Consider the following 18,255-nt stretch of genomic DNA (forward strand, 5'->3'; position numbering starts at 1 on the left):
CGCCGGAGCGGATACGGAAGACTGGCTACATGATCACACTGCACCAGGATGCCCACGGTTTTGTCCGCATGAACCGGCACTTCCCCAGCAAGACCGCCATCGCGATTCTCTTCACCGACGGCACGACCGGCGAGTACACCGGCGCCCGGCTCAACGAACTGTACGACGTGGCCCTGGCCACCTTCCGCGCCGAGAACCGTCTGGACGCCAAGGGGTTCTCCCGCGCGCCGGCGAAGACCGTGCACCCCACCAACAACGTGGAGTTCGTGCCCGTCGAGGCCGGGATGGCGCCCTGACCCTTCCCTCCCACGCCTCCGCCGCCTGCTCGCGGGCGGGCTTACCTAACTCCTGCAGAATCCCCGCCGCTGCGACCCGATCGCGCATGTTTTCGGCATCCACTGCCTGCCGACGAGGAAATTGCAGGAGTTATGCAATCTGCCGCGTCCCAATCCACGCGTCGCTCGGATCGTGCGGTTCCGCCGCGCCGGCGTCAGCCCTGGCCGCAAGTGGCGGGCGGGGTTGCACAACTCCTGCAGTATTCCCGCCCTGCGAACCGCTCCCCCGTGTTTCCGGCATCCGCTGCCCGCCGACGAGAGATTTGCAGGAGTTGTGCGCACTGCCGGGGCCGATAGCCTGTCTGGGGTGAGCCGCCTGCCCTACAGCGCCGAGGTGGAGATCGTGCTGCTCCTGGCCTCCCCCGTGCACCGTTATGAGGGGCGCCCGGCCGACGGGCCGCTGCCGGCGGCCGGCGCGGAGAGCCACCCGAGCATTCGGCTGCGGGCGGGCCTGGGCATCGTGGGTGACCGGTACTTCGGGCAGCGGGCGCACGCTCACGCGTCTGTCACCGTGATGAACGCCGACGTTCTCGACCGGGTCGCTGATGACCTCCGGCTGCCGCGCGCCCTGGACCCGGCCGCCACCCGGCGCAACATCCTGCTGCGCGGAGTGCACGCCGGGGTGAACGTTGATGCGCTGCAGGGCGCGACCTTCTCGCTCGACAGCGGCGACGGGCCCGTCGAATTCCTGGCGAACCGGCCTGCCAACCCGTGTGCCTGGATGGACGTGGTGCTCGCTCCCGGCGCCCACCGTGCCCTGCGCGGGCGCGGCGGCATGCGCTGCGAACCGGTGACCGACGGGATGCTGCGGCTCGGGCCCGCCCGGCTGCTCAGCAGCATCCCCCTGGCGGGTCCGGGGATTACGGGTGCCGGACCCCGTGACCGGCCAGCACCGCCCGGTAGCCCTCCCGGTAGCTCGGGTAGGCAAAGGTGAATCCGGTCTCCAGGATGCGGCGGTTGCTCAGGCGCTTGTCGCCGCCGCGGCGGCCGCCCGTCTCGACGATCTCGGGGTCGGGCAGGCCGAGCTCGCCGGCGAGGAAGCCCAGCACCTCGGTGACGGGCACCGGCGTCGAGTCGACGCCGAGGTAGAGCCGGTCCGGCGCCGTGTTCCGAAGCACCAGGTGCACGATCATCGCCGCGGCGTCGTCACGGTGGATCCGGTTGCTGAGGCGGCCGCGCGCGGCCACGGTCGCACGGCCCTCGCGCACCTGCCGGATCAGGCGGTCTCGGCCGGGGCCGTAGATACCGCCCAGGCGCAGCACGACGGCGGACGGGATCCGGCTGCGCAGCAGCTGCTCCGCCTCGAGCAGGATCGCGTCGGTGCCCGGCCCCGGGGTGGCGGGGGTGTCTTCGTCCACGGTGCTGCCGTCGTTCACGTCGTAGACCGCGGTGGAGGAGACCATCAGGAACCGGCGCGGGGTGACCCTGGCCGCCTCGAGCGCGCCGAGCAGGTTGGCCAGGCCGGTCACATAGGCAGCCCGGTAGACCGTGGGGTCGGGGTTTCCCGCGGCGATGGCCACGATGACGATCTCGGTGTCCGGCGGCACCTCGGGCTGCTGCCGGCTCAGGTCGACGGACTGCCCGTTCAGAGCGGCCGGGATCACGCCGGCCTGCCGGCGCAGGCCCACCACGTGCTGGCCGAGCGCCACCAGGCGCAGTCCCACCTCGGTGCCAAGGTCGCCGCATCCGGCAATCAGTACAGTCATCCCTCCAGTATGGAGCGGCCCGGGCAGGCCTCAGAGCACGTCGCCCTCGGCCAACGGCGGAACGTGTCGTTCCGGCGTGCCGTTGTAGAACGACAGCGGCCGGATCAGCGCGTTCGCGGCCAGTTGCTCCATGATGTGCGCGGTCCAGCCGGTCACCCGGGCCGCGACGAAGATCGGCGTGAAGGTGGCAGTGTCGAAACCCATCAGGTGGTATGCCGGGCCGGCCGGGTAGTCCAGGTTGGGCAGGATGCCGGTGCGTGCGTTCATGCCGGCGGCCAGCGCCTCGTACAGCTCGAGCAGGTCGGGCCGGTCGAAGTGTTCGATCAGGGTGAGCATCGCCGCGTGCATGGTGGGCACCCGGGAGTCGCCGTGCTTGTACACCCGGTGGCCGAAACCCATCACCTTGCGCTTGTGCGCAAGGGTGTCGTCGAGCCAGAGCTCGGCGCGCTGGGCCGACCCGTCGCCCATGCCGATCTCGCTGAAGATGTGCATCACGGCCTCGTTCGCGCCGCCGTGCAACGGGCCCTTGAGTGCCCCGACCGCCCCGGTCACGGCCGAGTAGAGGTCGGAGAGGGTGGAGGTGATCACCCGGGCCGTGAACGTGGACGCGTTGAAAGAGTGCTCGGCGTACATGATCATCGACACGTCGAAAGCCTCGACGACCTCGACCTCCCGCACCTCGCCGAAGGTCATGTAGAGGAAGTTCGCCGAGTAGCCGAGGTCGTCGCGCGGTTCGACGAGCTCGAGGCCGTGCCGGCGACGCTGGTCGTACGAGACGATCGCGGGCAACTGCGCGAACAGGCGCAGCGACTTGGCCAGGTTCGCCTCAACTGACGCGTCCGGGGTACTCAGGTCGTTGGCGCCGATCACGCTCACCGCGGTGCGCACCACGTCCATCGGATCGGCGGAGGTGGGGATCTCGTCGATCACCCGGCGCACCGAGTGGTCCAGGCGCCGGAGCGACCGCTCGGTGACCTCGAATGCGGCCAGTTGAACGTCGTCGGGCAGTTCGCCGTGCCAGAGCAGGTATGCGACCTCTTCGAAGCTCTTCTGCGCGGCCAGTTCCTGCACCGGGTAGCCGCGGTAGAGCAGCGAGTTGGAGTCGGGGTTGACCCTGGACACCGCCGTCGTGTCGGCCACCACCCCGGCCAGGCCGCGATGGATCTCCGGCATGGCCGGCGGCTTCACCGCGGGCGTGTGGGTGGGCTGGTTGATGGTCATTTCGCTCCTTTGCGTCCTGCTGTCCTGGCCGTGCGGGTCCTGCTGCTGCGATGGTGCTGGGCTAGCCGTCGTGACCGCTCAGAGTGAAATTGAAAATCCCCGAATCGAAGCGATTGTAAGCCTCGTAGTCCAGCAGCTGATAGAGCTCGGCGCGGGTTTGCATCGCCGGCAGCCGGCTGGTCAGCGAGCCCTCGGCGAGGATGGTGTCCAGGCCCGCTTCGGCTGCGCCCATCGCCAGGCGCAGCAGCGACACCGGGAAGATCACCAGGTTGATGCCCACGTCGGCGAGCTGGTCGACGCGAAAGAGTTCGCTCTTGCCGAACTCGGTCATGTTGGCCAAGATCGGCACGTCCACCGCCGCCCGGATCGCCTCGAATTCGGCCAGGGTGCCCATGGCCTCGGGGAAGATCGCGTCGGCGCCGGCATCCACCAGCGCCTTGGCCCGGTCGATCGCGGCGGCCAGCCCGTCGACGGCGTTGATGTCGGTGCGCGCCATCACCAGCAGGTTCGGATCCCGCCGGGCGTCGACCGCCGCGCGGATGCGTTTGATCGCGGTGTCGGTGTCCACGACCTGCTTGCCGTCGAGGTGGCCGCAGCGCTTGGGGTTGACCTGGTCCTCGATGTGCAGGCCGGCGACGCCGGCATCCTCGAGGGTCTGCACGGTGCGGGCCACGTTCATCGGCTCACCGAAGCCGGTGTCGGCGTCGACGAGGGTGGGCAGGTCGGTCATCCGGGAGATCTGCTGGCTGCGTCCGGCCACCTCGGTGAGGGTGGTCAGGCCGATGTCGGGCAGGCCGAGGTCGGCGGCGAGCACGGCGCCGGAGATGTAGACGCCCTCGAAACCCTTGGCCTGGATCATTTTGGCGCTCAGCGGGTTGAACGCGCCGGGGAAGCGCAGCAGGCTGCCGCCGGCGAGGTCGGCGCGCAGTTGCGTGCGCTTGGCGGCGGGCGTGAGTCCGGAGTAGAGCATCAGAAGATTCCGTTCAGGGTGGGCAACGTCTCGAAGAGGCCGGGGCGGGCGACGAGGGTGAGGCTGCCGAGATCCGCAGCGGTCAGCTCCGGCAGCCGCTGGGCGAGTTCCAGGAACCGCTCGATCTCGGCGGGGTGCAGGGCGTTCGTTGCGAGTAGCCGGAACTTGGCCACGTAGTCGGCCCGCACGAACGGGCGGGCGCCGAGCGGATGGGCATCCGCGACGGCGAGCTCGTCGACCAGACGGCCGCCGTTGGCCAGGAGGATCTCCACCCGGCCGCCGAACGCTTTCTCGCCGGGGTCGCTGGAGTGGTACCGGCGGGTCCACTCGGCGTCCTCGCTCGTGGTGACGGTGTTCCACAGGGCCACCGTGTCGGCCCGGGCGGCCCGCTCCGGCAGGTAGGAGTCTTCGTGGTGCCAGGCGCCGTCCTGCAGCGCCACGGTGAAGATGTACGGCACCGAGTGGTCCAGGGTCTCCCGGCTGGCCCGCGGGTCGTACTTCTGCGGGTCGTTCGCGCCGGAGCCGATCACATTGTGGGTGTGGTGCGAGGCGTGGATGACGATGCTCGCCACCGCGCCGGGCACCAGGATCTCGGGGTGCTCGCGGTTGAGCTTCCGCGCCAGGTCGATGAGCGCCTGGGCCTGGTACTCCGCGGAGTGCTCCTTGGTGAAGCTGTCCAGGATCGCGCGTTTGGGTTCGCCGACGGCGGGCAACGACACGTCGTAGGCGGCATCCGGCCCGTCGAGCAGCCAGGCGATCACGCCGTCCTCACCCTCGTAGATCGGGGTGGGGCTGGTCTGGCCGCGCATGGCCCGGTCGACGGCCTCGATGGCCATTTTGCCGGCGAACGCGGGCGCGTACGCCTTCCAGGAGGAGATCTCACCCTTGCGGGACTGCCGGGTGGCCGTGGTGGTGTGCAACGCCTGGCCGACGGCCTGGAAGATCGTGTCGGGGTCCAGGCCCAGCAGGGTGCCGATGCCGGCCGCGGCCGACGGGCCCAGGTGGGCGACGTGGTCGATCTTGTGCTTGTGCAGGCTGATCGAGCGGGCCAGGTCGATCTGCACCTCGTAGCCGGTCGCGATGCCGCGCACCAGGTCGAGGCCGGTGAGTCCACGAGCGACGGCGAGGTGCTGGGCGACGGCGACCAGCGGCGGGATGTTGTCGCCGGGGTGCGAGTACTCGGCGGCGAGGAAGGTGTCGTGGTAGTCCAACTCCCGAACGGCCACGCCGTTGGCCCAGGCCGCCCACTCCGGCGAGACCCGGGTGTCCGCGGCGTGGCCGAAGACCGTGGCGCCGGCGCCGTTCGCCGACCGCGGGTGGGCCAGCGCCTGCTGCCGGGCGGCAACGACGGAGTCGCGGGTCAGCGAGGCGGCGGCAACGGCGGCGTTGTCGATCACCCGGTTGATGATCATCTCGGTGACGTCGTCGTCGACCGGGACCGGGTCCGCCGCGCAGGCGGCGATCTTCCAGGCCAGCTGCTCGGTACGGGCGGGGCTGTTCTCGCTTCGGTGCACGCGCACGCGGGTTCTCTGCACGGGGTGGTCCTTTCGAATCGGGGGGGGTCAGGAGGTCATGTCCGTCGACCCGAGCACCGCGAGCACACTCGCGAGGCTGAGGTGCAGGTGCACGTGGGTGGCGTGCGCGGCGAGCGCCGCGTCGCCGTCGATGATCGCGTCCAGGATCAGGAGGTGCTCGGCCGCGGCGGCGCGCAGCCGCACCGGGTTTCCCCTGGCCACCCGGCGGATGCGGGCCAGGTGCGTGCGCACGGTGTCGAGGGCGCCGACGAGGAAGGAGTTGTCGACGGCGGCGTCGATGGCGGCGTCGAACTCGTCGATGAGCGCGTAGTACTCGTGTATGCCGTCCTCGCCCGCCTCGAGCAGTGCCGGAGCGCCGACGAAGCGCTCGCGCAGCATCCCGAACGCCGAGCGGTCGTCACTGCGCGCGGCCAGGGTCGCGGCGCGCTCCTCGAGCGCCTCGCGCAGCTCGTAAAGGTCGTTGATCGACTCGACCGACATCTCGGTGACCGAGAAGCCCCGGCCGCTGCGGCCGGCGACGAGGCCGTCCGCCGCGAGCCGCGCCACGGCCGAGCGCAGCGGGGTGCGGGAGACGCCGAGCCGAGCGGCCTGTTCCACTTCGAGCAGCACCGTCCCGGCCGGCAGGATCCCGTCGAGGATCTCGTCGCGCAGCACCCGGTAGGCCCGGTCACTCGCCCGCTCCGGTCCGGACGTCACGGTCTCTGTATACACAAGCGCATTCTATTCCCCCATTGGCCACTCTATGCAAGACTAACCGAACCTTGTGTATACATGAGAGCTTCAATGGGGAGGTTCGATCGAAGCCCCACCGTGCTCGACGCGCTCGCCCGCGCCGTGCATCCGGCCTGACTTTCCGCATCTCAGCAATCCCATCTCACCGGAGCAAAGGAGCCCCATGAAGGAATCACTGAAAGACACCAGGCCGGGAGGTTCGATCGACTATGTCGCCTTCGAGACCACCGACCGCTTCGTCAATCTGCAGCGCCGGCGCCGGAGGTTCGTGGTGCCGCTGGCCGTGTTTTTCCTGGTCTGGTACTTCGCGTTCGTGCTGGTGGCCGCGTACCTGCCCGACGTGATGGCGATCAAGGTCGCCGGCAGCGTCAACCTGGGCCTGGTGCTGGGCCTGGGCCAGTTCGTCACGACGTTCGCCATCACCATCTGGTACGTCGCATTCTCCAACCGGGTGCTCGACCCGCTCGGCGCCGAGTTGCGCGCAGAGCTCGAGCAGCAGGCCGCCGCATGAGCGCCCTGGGCATGACCGTTGGCACCGTCGCGGCGGCAGTCGAACAGGCTGTTGTCGAACAAGCCGAGACCAACCCGGTCCTGAACATCTCGATCTTCCTGGCCTTCGTGGCCGTCACCCTGGTGATCGTGATCCGGGCCGGGCGCAACAACCGCACCGCCGCCGACTACTACACCGGCGGCCGCTCCTTCACCGGGCCGCAGAACGGCTTCGCGATCGCCGGCGACTACCTCTCGGCCGCGTCGTTCCTCGGCATCGTCGGTGCCATCGCCGTGAACGGCTACGACGGGTTCCTCTACTCGATAGGTTTCCTGGTGGCCTGGCTCGTCGCCCTGCTGCTGGTGGCCGAGCTGATGCGCAACACCGGCAAGTTCACCATGGCGGATGTGCTCTCCTTCCGGCTGGCCCAGCGTCCCGTGCGCGTCGCTGCGGCGACCACCACCCTGGCGGTGTGCTTCTTCTACCTGCTCGCCCAGATGGCCGGCGCCGGCGGACTCGTCTCGCTGCTGCTGGGCATCAACGACAAGCTCGGCCAGTCCATCGTCGTCACCGTCGTCGGCGGTCTGATGATCCTCTACGTGCTGATCGGCGGTATGAAGGGCACCACCTGGGTGCAGATCGTCAAGGCTTTCCTGCTCATCATCGGCGCAGGAGCCATGACGGTGTGGGTGCTGGTCATCAACGGGTTCAACCTGTCCACCCTGCTCGACGCCGCCGTCGCCAACGCCGCGGTAACCCCGCCAGACGCCATCCTCTCGCCCGGCCTGCAGTACGGCGGCAACCCGCTGGACTTCATCTCGCTGGCCATCGCCCTGGTGCTCGGCACCGCCGGGCTGCCGCACGTGCTGATGCGCTTCTACACCGTGCCCAGCGCCAAGGAGGCCCGACGCTCGGTGGTCTGGGCGATCTTCCTGATCGGGGCGTTCTACCTGTTCACCCTGGTACTCGGCTTCGGTGCCGCGGCCCTCGTGGGCGCAGAAACCATTCTCGCCTCCCCCGGCGGGGTGAACTCGGCGGCGCCACTCTTGTCGCTGGCGCTCGGCGGCCCGCTGCTGCTTGGCCTCATCTCGGCCATCGCGTTCGCCACCATCCTCGCCGTCGTGGCCGGCCTCACCATCACCGCGGCCACCTCTTTTGCGCACGACATTTACGCGAGCGTGATCAAGAAGGGCACGGGCAACCCCGACGGTGAGGTCAAGATCGCCAGGCGCACCGTCGTGGTGATCGGCATCCTCGCCATCGCCGGTGGCATCGGCGTACAGGGGCAGAACATCGCGTTCCTGGTGGCGCTGGCCTTCGCGGTCGCGGCGAGCGCCAACCTGCCCACCATCCTGTACTCCCTGTTCTGGCGCGGTTTCACCACCCGCGGGGCGCTGTGGAGCATGTACGGCGGGCTGGGTTCGGCGATCCTGCTGATCGTGCTCTCGCCGGTGTTCTCCGGTACGCCCACCTCGATGTTCGGTGAGGGCGTGGACTTCGCGATCTACCCTCTGAACAACCCGGGCATCATCTCGATCCCGCTGGGTTTCTTCCTCGGCTGGCTCGGCTCGGTCACCAGCACCCGCCGGGAGGACCCGAAGCTGGCCGCCGAGATGGCGGTGCGCTCCCTCACCGGTTTCGGCGCCGAGAAGGCCAGCGAGCACTAGGGCACCTCAGCGTTCTCCCGCCCGCATCCCCCGGCCTCAACTGTGGCCGAAGCAGACAATTGCGCCCGGTACGCCGGGCGCAATTGCCCGCATGGGCAACAGTTATGGCTAGGCGCGCGGGGTGAGCGGGCCGCGGGCGACCAGATGCGGGGCGGCCTGCGCGACCGGCTTGACCACAAGCAAGTCCACGTTCACGTGGGCAGGCAATTCCACGGCGGCCACGATGGTGGCGGCGATGTCCTCGGCCACCAGCGGATGCGGCACGTTCGTGTAAGCGGCCTGTGCCTTCTCGGCGTCGCCACCGAAGCGCACCAGGCCGAATTCGTCGGTCTGCACCATGCCGGGGGCGATCTCGATCACCCGGATGGGTTCACCGCTGAGCTCGAGGCGCAGCACCTCGGTCAGGGCGTGCGCGGCGAACTTGGCGGCGTTGTAGCCGCCGCCGCCGGCGTACGCCGTGTGCCCGGCAATGGAGGTGATGTTGACGATGTCGGCGGATGCGGCGGCGCCGGCGGCCGCGGCATCCGTCTCGGCGGAGATCGAGGCGCGCAGCAACGGCAGCAGCGCGCTCGTGACCCGCTTCAAAGCGAGCACGTTGATCTCGTACATCCAGGCCCAATCGTCGATCGAGCCGGCCTCGACCGAGTCGAGTCCCTTTGCGCCACCGGCGTTGTTGACCAGGGCGTTCACCGGGCCGGAGCCGCCGAGGTACTCCCGCAGCGCGTCCACGTCGGCCTGCACGGTGAGGTCGGCGGCGAACACCGCCGCGCCGGTCTCCAGGGCCAGCGCCTCGAGCATGTCGGCCCGGCGGGCCACACCCACCACATCCCAGTCGTGCTCCCGGAACAGGCGCACCGTCGCCGCTCCGATTCCCGAACTCGCACCCGTGACCACAACTCTCTTTTTGCCCATTGCCCCATTCTGCCCGGAGAATAGACCCGATGAGTTCGTCGACAGAGACCCCACCCCACGCCGGTCCGCACAAGGCGAAGCGCCGCGTACCGTTGTGGGACAACGCGCGCTGGATCGCCGTCACCCTGGTGGTGATCGGTCACGCGATCCTTAAATTGATCAGCGAATCCGACCCCGCTTACGGGGTTTACCTGTTCATCTACGCGTTCCACGTTCCGGTGTTCGTCGCCGTCAGCGGCTACTTCGCCAAGTCGGGGCCGCCGGGCCCCCGCCAGATGCACCGGCTGATCACGGACGTCGTCTTCCCCTACCTGATTTTCGAGACCATCTGGACGCTGGTGGAGTGGGCTTTCAGTGGCACCCTGAGGGTGGACTACTCCAGCCCGTCCTGGACACTCTGGTTCCTGATCTCCCTGGCCATCTGGCGGGTGGCGCTGCCGTACCTGGTGCTGATGCGGTACCCGCTGCTGATCAGCATCGCGATCTCGGTGGGCGCCGGCTACGTCGGCGACATCGACAGCACCTTCTCGTTGTCGCGCACCCTGGGGCTGCTGCCGTTCTTCGTGTTCGGCTGGAGGCTGCGCCAGTGGCCCCTCACGGCTCGGTGGATGCACCTGCGCCCGGCCGCGGTCTGGCGCTGGCGGTCCGGCGCGATCGCCCTGTTCGGCGCCCTCGCCATCGCCATCGCCGTCAACATCGTCGGTGTGCGTGACCTGCGGCTGCGCAGCTTCACCCTCTACGACGAGGCGTACTGGCAGTTCGGCTACGACCAGTTCTGGGCCGGCGTCATCCGCCTGGGCCTGATGGTGGCGTCCTTCGCTTTCATCCTGGCCTTCCTGATGCTGATGCCGCGCCGGGCCACCTGGTTCACGCCGCTGGGCGCCGCCACCATGTACATCTACCTGCTGCACAGCTTCCTGCTCTACCCGCTGCGGGAGACCGGTATCCTCGAGGGGCCGCAGCCGCCCTTGGTGCTGCCGGCCGTGATCCTGCTGGCCATCCTGATCTCCGTGGTGCTCTCGTTGCCCGTCGTCAGGCGAGTTTTCCGGCCATTGGTGGAGCCCAGGCTGCGCTGGTTGTTCAGGCAGGAACCGTCCACCCACACGGGCACGATCGTGCTGCCGCACGGGCCCGGCCGGTAGCCCGGCAGCAGCAGGCGCAGTAGATGACGTAGTGTTTCGCGGTCCGTTGTCGCTCGGCGCACCCCTGCCTATGGTTGCAGCAGAGTAGCGGAGCGTCTGGTTCCGCACACGCGATTCCTCGGGCATGCCGGCTCGAGCACGAACAGGGAGACCGACCCATGAGCGATTCCGCCGACTGGAAGTTCGAAACCAAGCAGGTCCACTCCGGGGCCCGCCCCGACCCCGTGACCAACGCGCGGGCCACCCCGATCTACCAGACCACCTCATACGTTTTCGAGAGCGCCGAGCACGCCCAGAAGCTGTTCGCGCTGGCCGAGTTCGGCAACATCTACACCCGCATCATGAACCCGACCCAGGCCGTGGTCGAGGAGCGCGTCGCCGCCCTCGAGGGCGGCACCGGCGCCCTGCTGGTGGCATCCGGCCAGGCGGCGTCGACCTTCGCAGTGCTCAACATCGCCCAGGCCGGCGACCACATCGTGTCGTCCAGCTCCATCTACGGCGGTACATACAATCTCTTCAAGTACACCCTCGCCAAGCTCGGCATCGAGACCACCTTCGTCGAAGACCAGGACGACGCCGCCGAGTGGGCCCGCGCGGTACGGCCGAACACCAAGCTGTTCTTCGCCGAGACCATCGGCAACCCCAAGATCAACGTGCTCGACATCGCGCTCGTCGCCGAGGTGGCGCACACCAACGGGGTGCCGCTGATCGTCGACAACACCATCGCGACGCCGTACCTGATCCGCCCGTTCGAACACGGTGCCGACATCGTCGTGCACTCGGCCACCAAGTTCCTCGGCGGCCACGGCACCATCATCGGCGGCGTCGTCGTCGACGGCGGCCTGTTCGAGTGGTCGGCCAACGTCGAGAAGTTCCCCGGGCTCACCGAACCCGACCCGTCCTACCACGGCGCCAGCTACACCACCGCGGTCGGCGACGCCCTCGCCTTCATCATCAAGGCCCGCGTGCAGTTGCTGCGCGACCTCGGCAGCTCCATCGCCCCGGCGAGCGCCTGGCAGCTTATCCAGGGCATCGAGACGCTCAGCCTGCGCATCGAGCGGCACGTGTCCAACGCCCAGGCGATCGCGGAGTTCCTCGAGAACCACCCCGACATCGCGTCAGTCAACTACGCCGGCCTGCCGTCCAGCCCCTGGTACGCGGCCGCCAACAAGTACGCCCCGCTGGGCGTGGGCGCGGTGCTCTCGTTCGAGCTCAAGGGCGGGGTGGATGCCGGGCGTGCGCTGGTGGACAACCTCAGCCTGTTCAGCCACCTGGCCAACATCGGCGACGTGCGCTCGCTCGTCATCCACCCGGCGTCGACCACACACGCCCAGCTCACCCCGGAACAGCAGCTCACCGCGGGCGTCACGCCGGGCCTGGTGCGCCTGTCCCTGGGCATCGAGAACGTCGTCGACCTCCAGGCCGACCTCGAGGCCGGTCTGGCCGCCGCCCGGGCCGTGGTCGCGGCGTCCCGCGCGAACGCCTAAAATCCGTCGAGACCTCGCGAGCCGTGAGTTAAGCCCCGTCCCGGAGCCCGGGATGGTGCTTTTCTCACGGCTCGCGGTCGTTTACCCGCCCGCGCGACGTAACAATCGGCGGCCACGGCCGAACATGGCCACAATGGAGCCGTATGGAATGGCAATACTCCGCGGACACCGTCCCGTCCAGCCTCGTCACTGACGCGCAGGCGCGCTCCCTGATGGGCAAGCCGCCGGTGACGGGTGCCTGGCGTGACGGCGAACCGGTAGGCGGCCGCCGGTTCGTCGACATCGGCGCCCTGGACCTCGAGGCCGGCGGGCACCTGGCCGGAGTGCGGATCGCCTACGAGAGCTGGGGCGAGCTCTCTCCGGCCGGCGACAACGCGGTGCTGGTGCTGCATGCGCTCACCGGGGACAGCCATGTCGCCGGCCCGCCGGCGCCCGGGCATCCGACCGCCGGTTGGTGGAGCGGCATCGTCGGCCCCGGCCTGGCGATCGACACGAACCGCTGGTTCGTGGTGGCGCCAAACATGCTCGGCGGCTGCCAGGGCAGCACCGGCCCGGCGTCCCTCGCAGCGGACGGCTCCGAGTGGGGGCCCCGGTTCCCCTACCTGACCATCCGCGACCAGGTGGCGGCGCAGGTGGCATTCAGCGACCGGATCGGCGTCGAGCGCTGGGCCGGAATCGTCGGCGGTTCCATGGGCGGTATGCACGTGCTGGAATGGGGCATCGACCACCCCGGCCGGGTGGCCCGGCTGGGCATCCTGGCCGCCCCGCCGGTCACGACGGCCGACCAGATCGCACTCAATTCGGTGCAGATCGAGGCAATCCGCACGGACCCGCTCTTTCGGGCGGGCGACTACTACGACGCCGAGGCCGGCGACGGTCCGAGCCGTGGCCTCGCCCTGGCCAGGCGGATGGCGCTGCTCAACTACCGCAGCCCGTCGGAACTCAACTCCCGCTTCGAGCGCAGCTGGCAGAGCGACATCACCCCGCTGGGCGCGCACGGCCGGTTCGCGGTGGAGTCCTACCTCGACTTCCACGGCAACAAGTTCACCCGGCGGTTCGACGCGAACAGCTACATCACTCTGGTCGAGGCGATGAACTCCCACGACATCGGCCGGGGTAGGGGCGGCGTCGATGCCGCCCTGGCCCGCATCACGGCCCGCACCCTCGTCGTCGGCATCGACAGCGACAGGCTGTTCCCGCTGGACGGCCAGCGCGTCATAGCGGCCGGACTCGGCGGCGGTGGCGGGCCCGTCGTGATCGAGTCCGGCTACGGCCATGACGGGTTCCTCATCGAGGACCAGGCCATCGGCGACCAGCTGCGGTGGCTGCTCGGCTGAACGCCCGAAGGGTTGACACGCGAAGGGTTCGGGAGAACTCTGACTGCCATGAAACCCGGCCCGCTCATCATGTTGCTGATCGGGACCATGCTTGCCCTGATCGGCTTCGGGTTGACGGCCACCGGCACCGTTGCCGCCGTCGCCGCCGGCGTGCAGGGAGAAAGCGGCTACTTCTCCACCCGCACGGTGCCCCTCGTCGCCAACTCGTACGCCCTGACCAGCACCCCGATCGGTCCGGTCACGACCACGGGAACGACCCCGCCCCTGAACATGGATATCGCCAGGATCCGGTTGGTGGCGACGGGCGCCAACGACGACCCCGTATTCATCGGGATCGCGCCGCAGGCCAACGTCAACAGCTATCTGGCGAACGTGGCCCACACCGACGTGCGCGGCATCGAATCCACGCCGTTCCGGGCGCGTTACGGAGAGATCGCCGGGTCAGACCGCCCCGAACCGCCCGCCGAACAGGATTTCTGGACCGTCAGCGCCGCCGGACCCGGCAGCCAGGAAATCACCTGGCCGGTGCAGCCGGGTTCCTGGGCCGTCGTGGTGATGAACGAAGACGGCAGCAGCCCTGTCGCTGTGCAGGTCAGCGCCGGTGTGCGATCCGGGCTCCTGGCGCCCGCGGCCATCACCCTGCTGCTGATCGGCATCCTCACCCTGGTGGTGGGTCTGGTCCTGGTGATCCTCGGTGTGATCGGCCTCGGCCGAAACGGACCGGCGCCCTCCGGCCGCAGCGGCGCCACGCCCGCACCGGGCGGAGCGACCGGCCAGCCTGGCGCCGATCCCGACAGGCCGGGCGCCGACTATCCGGCGCGACTGAACGGCTGGCTCGACCCCGGCGTCTCACGGGCGCTCTGGCTGGTCAAGTGGATCCTGGTCATCCCGCACGTCATCGTGCTGTTCTTCCTGTGGTTCGGGCTCTGGCTCGGCACCATCGTGGCCGGGTTCGCCATCCTGCTCACCGGGCGCTACCCGAGATCGATCTTCAACTACAGCGTCGGCGTGCTGCGCTGGAACTGGCGGGTGAGTTTCTATTCGTACTCCGCGCTCGGCACCGACAGGTACCCGCCGTTCACCCTGGCGGCCACCGACTATCCGGCCGACCTCGAGGTGGACTATCCCGAGCGGCTGTCGCACGGCCTGGTGCTGGTCAAGTGGTGGCTGCTGGTGATCCCCCATCTGTTCATCGTGGCGATCATCACCGGCGGCAGCTGGGGCTGGACCGCGAGCGGCAGCAACGGCTGGACCACCGCCAGCAGCACCGGTTTCTCGCTCCTGGGCATCCTGGTGCTCATCGGCGCGGTGATCCTGCTCTTCAGCGGACGGTACCGGCGCGGAATCTTCGACCTGGTCCTCGGCCTCAACCGCTGGCTGTACAGGGTGATCGTCTACGTCGCGCTGATGCGAGACGAGTACCCGCCGTTCCGGCTTGACCAGGGCCCGATCGATCCAGGCTCCATTGCCATGGCAGTACCCGCACCAGGCGCCCCCGCCGCTCCCCATGACGGTAGATAAACCGCTCCCCGGCCCCCGGCCCCGCAGCGGCCCCGACCGAGCAGACAGGTTCCTGCGCAACTGGCTGCTCTGGGTCAGCCTCGGCGAGAGCGTGGGGTTCCTCGCCCCGGTCCTGGCTCAACTGGCCGTCGCCGGCTCAGCCGTGGTGGCGCCGGCGCTGATCCTCGCCGGCGCCGTCGAAGGAACCGTGCTCGGCTGGACGCAGGCGACGGTCCTCCGCAGCCGGGTACCGGCGCTGAACCGCCGGCGCTGGGTCGGCGCAACGGCCATCGCCGGCGCCGCGGCCTGGTTCATCGGCTTGTTGCCCGCCGAGTGGGCCGAGGTCTGGCAGCGTTGGCCGGAGGCAGCCCAACTCCTCGCCGGAATCCTGGTCGCCACCGTTCTGTTATGCACCCTCGGCTTCGCCCAGTGGTTCGAACTTCGCCGGCTCCTCGGGGGCGCCGGCTGGTGGATCCTCGGCAGCGCCGCCGCCTGGGGGGCCGGCCTGGCCGTGTTCTTCGCCGTCGCCACACCGCTGTGGCAGCCGGGGCAGTCCGGCGCCCTCATACTGCTCATTGGGGTTCTCGCGGGGGTGCTCATGGCAGTGTCCATGGCCCTGGTGAGCGGCGTGGTTCTGCACCTGCTTTTGCGTCAGAAGGAAAGTCCTAGTCAACAGCCGTAAAACCGTCACCGAGGCCGATAAGGTGACGGTAGAGCACTCATGAGGAGTACTGCATCCATGCCACGCATTGCCAGAGAGCGCGATCGAGTCCTTCGTCGGTCCGCCCGGGTAACCGGGCTGACCGCTTCGGTGACGTCGTTGGCCTACCTGGCTGTACCGGGCGGGCTTGATGCACCCGTGGTCCTGTTCTCCGTGAGCCTGATCCTGTTGATGATCGGTTGCCAGTACGTCCTGGGCCAGAGCGGTGCCCTCCGGTGGGTGCTGTGCATCGTGCTGCTGAGCAACGCCGTCATTCTCGTCGTCGGGCTGGCCACGAGGGTTGATGTCGGTCTCAACCCCGCCGAGGAGGCCATGATCGGTACCCTGGCCGCCGGCGCGGCCAGCAGTGTCGCGCCGGTGCTCGTCGTCGGCCCGGGGCGCCAGCTCGTCTTGTTCGCCTCCTTCGGCCTGACCGTGGCCGGGGTGGCGTTCGTCACCATCTCTGCGGGCGGGTCGGTGCTGCCGCTCGCCCTGACCGTCTGCGGCTGGGGCGCCCTGTCCCTGGGGGGCTGGTGGATGGCGCAAAGCGTACCCCGGGTGCTGCAGCGGGTCGCCGCAATCGGGCGGGCGCACCAGGCGGAACGGCATGCCAGTGAACTCGAGGCGCAACGCCGGCAGGGCGCCCGGCTGCTGCACGACACCGTCCTGGCCACCCTCACCCTCCTCGCGCATTCGGGCGTCGGCGTCAGCCCCGCCGCCCTCCGGCAGCAATCCGGCGATGACGCCCGGCTGCTGCGCCAATTGCGCCTGGGCGCGCTACCCACCCCCAGCCGATCCGGGGTGTACACCCTGGAGCCGTCCAACACGTCGATGCTCGGCAGCACCCTCGAGTCGGTGAAGCAGCGTTTCGGCCGGATGGGGCTCGAGGTCGACTGGCACGGCAGCGGCCAGGTGCTCCTGCCCAGCGATGTTCTCGACTCGTTCCTCCTCGCCCTCGGCGAGTGCCTCGAGAACGTGCGCAGGCACTCCGGCGTCACCCGCGCCGACGTGACGATCTCCGACGACGACACGACGGTGCGCGCCATGGTGACGGATGCCGGCCGGGGTTTCGACCTCAGCGCTGTCGGCACCGAACGTCTCGGCTTCGCCGAGTCCGTCGTCGCGCGGCTTCGCGACGTCGGCGGCAGCGCGCGCCTGTTCTCCTCCCCCGGCTCCGGCACCACCGTCGTGCTCGAGGTGCCCAAGTGACGATTGGAGCGGCGCCCACCCCGTCCCCCGCGCCGCACACCGGCAGCTCGTCGTCGGCCCGGGCGCACAAACAACTGCTCGACGACCAGCGTGACGAGCGACGCCGCACCTTCCGGCGGCCGCAACGCACCGTCCAGACCACCCTGGCCAACCGCACGGGCCTCGGCAGCCGCCACCTCGGCTTCGGAATCTCCCTGAGCGGCGGGTTCTTCGCCCTGTTCTTGCTCTGGCGCTTCGCGATCCAGTGGGACCGGTATCCGAACCCGTTGCCGACCCTGGCGGCCTGGATCGTCCTGCTGCTCGCCGCCGTCGCCACACTGGTCCTCGTGAACAGGCTGCCAGACCGGATGCCGACCTGGCTGTTCCTCGCCGTGCTCGCCATGGGCGAGGTCGTCGTCGGGCTCGACCTGGCCGGGTACGGCCACGGCGCCGCCGTCGGCACCTACCCAACGGCCGCCGCCGCCGTCGGCGCCCTTTTCGCCGTGATGGTCTCCGTGCGGCGTGGCCGTGAGATCGTCGCCGCCACCCTGGTCCTCGGCGCCGTGATCGCTGCGGGCTCGGTCACCGCGGCACGCAGCGATCCCGAGCTCGTGGCCCCGGCCATCCTGACCATCGGCCTGTGTGTGTTCCCCCCGCTGATCGGGGCGTCGGTCGTGCGGGGCTTCCGCCGTATCGTGCAGCGCGAGCTGGACCTGGTACTCGTGCAGAGCACCGTCAGCCAACCGTCATCCGCCGTGGGCATGCTCGCGTCCGAGGAACTGGCCCGCATCGACCTGGACGCCGAAACCCTGCTCGACGATGTCGCCACCGGGCGCACCGCCCTGCCGCTCAGCGCCGCGAAATCGGCTGCGGCGGCGATGCTCGCTACCCAGCTGCGCCTGCACCTCATCGAGGGCCGCCGGGAGACCTGGCTGCACCACGCACTCACCGAGTCCGAATTCCTCGGCCCCGCCGTCAACCTCGACGACCCGGCCGGGTTGGCCGGCGAGCTCTCGCCGAACCAGCGTGACGCACTGCTGCTGGCAATTTGGCTCCTGATCAGCGATACCGAAGGTGCCGAACCGACGGTTTCGCTGGTTTTCGGGCCTTTTGGCCGGAACAACGGCCACGTTATCGGTGAAATGCTTCGGTTTCCGATCAAAATGATCATCGAAGGGGTCCCCCGTCGACGAGTGGACCCGGAGACGTGGCAAGCTATCCGAGTAGTCGGCCCTCACATCGATTCGGTGCGAAGTGGGCAGCTCCACGTCGACATCGAATGCAGTATTGACAATCCTGCGGACGCGTGACCGGGCCAGTCGGCCCTGGCGCG

The 18,255-nt window shown here is 69.2% G+C and carries 17 protein-coding genes; 11 read left to right on the forward strand and 6 right to left on the reverse strand.

What is annotated here, in order from left to right; genetic code table 11:
- Positions 1-29: 29 nt before the first annotated feature.
- Positions 30-296, forward strand: a complete 267-nt coding sequence (locus E3O42_RS07070) for a hypothetical protein (protein WP_134453264.1) — start codon at positions 30-32, stop codon at positions 294-296.
- A 346-nt stretch (positions 297-642) separates the two neighbouring features.
- Positions 643-1,269 (forward strand): molybdenum cofactor biosysynthesis protein, encoded by a 627-nt coding sequence (locus E3O42_RS07075; RefSeq protein ID WP_241984691.1) that lies wholly within the window; start codon positions 643-645, stop codon positions 1,267-1,269.
- Here the strand turns inward: E3O42_RS07075 and E3O42_RS07080 are convergent.
- The 5 genes from E3O42_RS07080 to E3O42_RS07100 all read right to left on the reverse strand — a co-directional run bounded on the left by E3O42_RS07080 (position 1,196) and on the right by E3O42_RS07100 (position 6,478).
- Positions 1,196-2,041, reverse strand: a complete 846-nt coding sequence (locus tag E3O42_RS07080) for an NAD-dependent epimerase/dehydratase family protein (RefSeq protein WP_134453265.1) — start codon at positions 2,039-2,041, stop codon at positions 1,196-1,198. The genes E3O42_RS07075 and E3O42_RS07080 overlap by 74 nt on opposite strands.
- 30 nt (positions 2,042-2,071) lie before the next feature.
- Positions 2,072-3,262, reverse strand: coding sequence for a bifunctional 2-methylcitrate synthase/citrate synthase (locus E3O42_RS07085; protein ID WP_241984692.1), 1,191 nt, complete (start codon positions 3,260-3,262; stop codon positions 2,072-2,074).
- 61 nt (positions 3,263-3,323) lie between these two features.
- A complete protein-coding gene (prpB, locus tag E3O42_RS07090) occupies positions 3,324-4,232 on the reverse strand; it encodes a methylisocitrate lyase (protein WP_134453266.1) in 909 nt (302 codons plus the stop codon).
- A complete protein-coding gene (locus E3O42_RS07095; protein WP_134453267.1) occupies positions 4,232-5,767 on the reverse strand; it encodes an MmgE/PrpD family protein in 1,536 nt (511 codons plus the stop codon). The genes prpB and E3O42_RS07095 overlap by 1 nt, the downstream gene beginning before the upstream one ends.
- Before the next feature lie 27 nt (positions 5,768-5,794).
- Positions 5,795-6,478 (reverse strand): GntR family transcriptional regulator, encoded by a 684-nt coding sequence (locus tag E3O42_RS07100; RefSeq protein ID WP_241984693.1) that lies wholly within the window; start codon positions 6,476-6,478, stop codon positions 5,795-5,797.
- Positions 6,479-6,662: 184 nt separating this feature from the next.
- Here E3O42_RS07100 and E3O42_RS07105 point away from each other — a divergent pair, with 184 nt between their 5' ends.
- Together E3O42_RS07105 and E3O42_RS07110 are read left to right on the forward strand one after the other, a co-directional pair.
- Positions 6,663-7,010, forward strand: a complete 348-nt coding sequence (locus E3O42_RS07105; protein ID WP_134453268.1) for a DUF485 domain-containing protein — start codon at positions 6,663-6,665, stop codon at positions 7,008-7,010.
- An 11-nt stretch (positions 7,011-7,021) separates the two neighbouring features.
- Positions 7,022-8,656, forward strand: a complete 1,635-nt coding sequence (locus tag E3O42_RS07110; protein WP_134453322.1) for a solute symporter family protein — start codon at positions 7,022-7,024, stop codon at positions 8,654-8,656.
- Between the two features lie 108 nt (positions 8,657-8,764).
- Here the strand turns inward: E3O42_RS07110 and E3O42_RS07115 are convergent, their stop codons facing one another.
- On the reverse strand, positions 8,765-9,568 hold the full coding sequence (locus E3O42_RS07115; protein WP_134453269.1) for an SDR family NAD(P)-dependent oxidoreductase: 804 nt from the start codon (positions 9,566-9,568) through the stop codon (positions 8,765-8,767).
- Between the two features lie 29 nt (positions 9,569-9,597).
- Between E3O42_RS07115 and E3O42_RS07120 the strand changes: the two genes are divergently transcribed.
- From E3O42_RS07120 to E3O42_RS07150, 7 genes are all read left to right on the forward strand, one after another.
- The gene (locus E3O42_RS07120) at positions 9,598-10,710 is read left to right on the forward strand and encodes an acyltransferase family protein (RefSeq protein WP_134453270.1); all 1,113 of its coding nucleotides are present in this window, start codon (positions 9,598-9,600) and stop codon (positions 10,708-10,710) included.
- 158 nt (positions 10,711-10,868) lie between these two features.
- On the forward strand, positions 10,869-12,197 hold the full coding sequence (locus E3O42_RS07125) for a bifunctional o-acetylhomoserine/o-acetylserine sulfhydrylase (RefSeq protein WP_134453271.1): 1,329 nt from the start codon (positions 10,869-10,871) through the stop codon (positions 12,195-12,197).
- A 143-nt stretch (positions 12,198-12,340) separates the two neighbouring features.
- Positions 12,341-13,534, forward strand: coding sequence for a homoserine O-acetyltransferase MetX (gene metX / locus E3O42_RS07130; protein WP_134453272.1), 1,194 nt, complete (start codon positions 12,341-12,343; stop codon positions 13,532-13,534).
- A gap of 48 nt (positions 13,535-13,582) precedes the next feature.
- On the forward strand, positions 13,583-15,055 hold the full coding sequence (locus tag E3O42_RS07135; protein WP_134453273.1) for a DUF4389 domain-containing protein: 1,473 nt from the start codon (positions 13,583-13,585) through the stop codon (positions 15,053-15,055).
- Positions 15,042-15,716 carry a hypothetical protein gene (locus E3O42_RS07140; RefSeq protein WP_198414087.1) on the forward strand — a complete coding sequence of 225 codons (675 nt, stop codon included), beginning with the start codon at positions 15,042-15,044 and terminating at the stop codon, positions 15,714-15,716. The genes E3O42_RS07135 and E3O42_RS07140 overlap by 14 nt, the downstream gene beginning before the upstream one ends.
- 177 nt (positions 15,717-15,893) lie before the next feature.
- Positions 15,894-16,943: a sensor histidine kinase gene (locus tag E3O42_RS07145; RefSeq protein ID WP_241984694.1), complete on the forward strand. Its 1,050-nt coding sequence runs from the start codon at positions 15,894-15,896 to the stop codon at positions 16,941-16,943.
- Positions 16,940-18,232 carry a hypothetical protein gene (locus E3O42_RS07150; RefSeq protein WP_134453275.1) on the forward strand — a complete coding sequence of 431 codons (1,293 nt, stop codon included), beginning with the start codon at positions 16,940-16,942 and terminating at the stop codon, positions 18,230-18,232. Before E3O42_RS07145 ends, E3O42_RS07150 begins: the two co-directional genes overlap by 4 nt.
- Positions 18,233-18,255: the final 23 nt, after the last annotated feature.

The organism is Cryobacterium adonitolivorans (assembly GCF_004402695.1).
Classification (GTDB): domain Bacteria; phylum Actinomycetota; class Actinomycetes; order Actinomycetales; family Microbacteriaceae; genus Cryobacterium; species Cryobacterium adonitolivorans.

Coding starts and splice junctions, on each gene's coding strand:
- prpB (WP_134453266.1), bottom strand. CDS start 4,232: ATGCTCTACTCCGGACTCACGCCCGCCGCCAAGCGCACGCAACTGCGC.
- metX (WP_134453272.1), top strand. CDS start 12,341: ATGGAATGGCAATACTCCGCGGACACCGTCCCGTCCAGCCTCGTCACT.
- E3O42_RS07070 (WP_134453264.1), top strand. CDS start 30: ATGATCACACTGCACCAGGATGCCCACGGTTTTGTCCGCATGAACCGG.
- E3O42_RS07120 (WP_134453270.1), top strand. CDS start 9,598: ATGAGTTCGTCGACAGAGACCCCACCCCACGCCGGTCCGCACAAGGCG.
- E3O42_RS07080 (WP_134453265.1), bottom strand. CDS start 2,041: ATGACTGTACTGATTGCCGGATGCGGCGACCTTGGCACCGAGGTGGGA.
- E3O42_RS07105 (WP_134453268.1), top strand. CDS start 6,663: ATGAAGGAATCACTGAAAGACACCAGGCCGGGAGGTTCGATCGACTAT.
- E3O42_RS07115 (WP_134453269.1), bottom strand. CDS start 9,568: ATGGGCAAAAAGAGAGTTGTGGTCACGGGTGCGAGTTCGGGAATCGGA.
- E3O42_RS07110 (WP_134453322.1), top strand. CDS start 7,022: ATGACCGTTGGCACCGTCGCGGCGGCAGTCGAACAGGCTGTTGTCGAA.
- E3O42_RS07140 (WP_198414087.1), top strand. CDS start 15,042: ATGACGGTAGATAAACCGCTCCCCGGCCCCCGGCCCCGCAGCGGCCCC.
- E3O42_RS07135 (WP_134453273.1), top strand. CDS start 13,583: ATGAAACCCGGCCCGCTCATCATGTTGCTGATCGGGACCATGCTTGCC.
- E3O42_RS07085 (WP_241984692.1), bottom strand. CDS start 3,262: ATGACCATCAACCAGCCCACCCACACGCCCGCGGTGAAGCCGCCGGCC.
- E3O42_RS07125 (WP_134453271.1), top strand. CDS start 10,869: ATGAGCGATTCCGCCGACTGGAAGTTCGAAACCAAGCAGGTCCACTCC.